The 1,367-nt window shown below is 66.9% G+C and carries 1 protein-coding gene; it reads left to right on the top strand.

Features of this window, described 5'->3' with window-relative positions:
- Positions 1-1,367 (top strand): autotransporter outer membrane beta-barrel domain-containing protein (locus EN893_RS34105; protein ID WP_128362179.1); only part of this gene is annotated, 1,367 nt, incomplete at both ends.

Raw genomic sequence — 1,367 nt, 5'->3', positions numbered from 1 at the left:
GAATTTTCCTCCGCCGGAGAAGCCACGATAACCAACCGGAATGGCGGCTCGACCACTTTTTACGGACATTCGGACGGAGGAACGGCAACGCTGGTCAACGAGGCCGGCGGCACGCTCGATTTCCAGCAGGCCTCGCAGGCGGCGAACGCAACCATCCTCAACGGCGCCGGCGGCAGCGTGCTGGTGCGCTTCCGGGATCAGGACTCCGTGCTCGATGTCGGCTCGCTGTCGGGCGACGGGGCCATACAAATCGACGATTCACAGCTGGCGCCACAGCTTTCGCTCGGCTCGCTCGGCCATGACGACGTCATCGGCGGCACCATTTCCGGAAACGGCTCCCTGACCAAGACCGGCACGGGCAAGCTGACGCTCAACGGACAGAACAGCTATGCGGGCCTGACCACCGTCGACATGGGAACGCTGGTGGTGGGCGACGCCAGCCATGGCGACGCCAGCCTCGCCGGCGATGTCACGGTCGATTCCGGCGCGCGCCTTGGCGGCATCGGAACCATAGGCGGCAATGTCACCATCCTCGGCACGCATGGCGTCGGCAATTCCATCGGCGTGCAGACGGTCGGCGGCAACTATGTCAATCATGGCGTCCTGGAGGTCGAGGCGACCCCGTCCGGGGCCGACAAATTGATCGTCGGCGGCACGGTCGACATATCAGGCGCGACGCTCAACCTGGTCCTGACACCGGCGACGGCCGAGAGCTGGAACCTGCTCAACGGGCCGTACACGATCATCCAGAACAATGGCGCGGCCGATGTCGCCGGCACCTTCGCCTCCGTCGGCAACCTCAACGACCTTCTCTTCCTCGACCATCTCATCAACTACCAGGGCGGCGACGGCAACGACATCAGCCTCACCCTGGCGCGCAACGACGTTGCGGTCGCCAACGTCGCCATCACCCGCAACCAGATCGCGACCGCCGGAGCCCTCGATCGGCTCGGCCAAGGCAATGCGCTTGCATGGGCCATGCTGCTGATGACCGACGAGGATGCCGCGCGCCTGGCGCTCGATGCCGCGTCGGGCGAGGTTCATGCCTCGGCCAAGGGGATGCTGATCGAGGACAGCCGCTTCGTCGCCGATGCCGCTACCGCCCGAGTCCGGGCGGCCATGGGCGACGTCACCGCTCCCGCCATGCCAGTGATGGCTTATGGCGAGGGCGGCCCGGAGCTGGTCGAGGCTAACACCAGCCGTTTCGTCGTGTGGGGGCAAGCTTTCGGCTCCTGGGGCACGGCGAGCGGCGACGGCAATGCCGCCGGCCTCGACCGCTCCACCGGCGGCTTCCTCGCCGGCGGCGACACCGCCATCGGCGACGCCTGGCGGGTTGGCCTGCTGACCGGCTACAGCCACACCAGTTT

The sequence above is a fragment of the Mesorhizobium sp. M7A.F.Ca.CA.004.04.2.1 genome (assembly GCF_004022825.1).
Classification (GTDB): Bacteria; Pseudomonadota; Alphaproteobacteria; order Rhizobiales; family Rhizobiaceae; genus Mesorhizobium.
The sequence above is the reverse complement of the archived record's forward strand: the minus strand, read 5'-3'. Positions and strand labels throughout refer to the sequence as shown.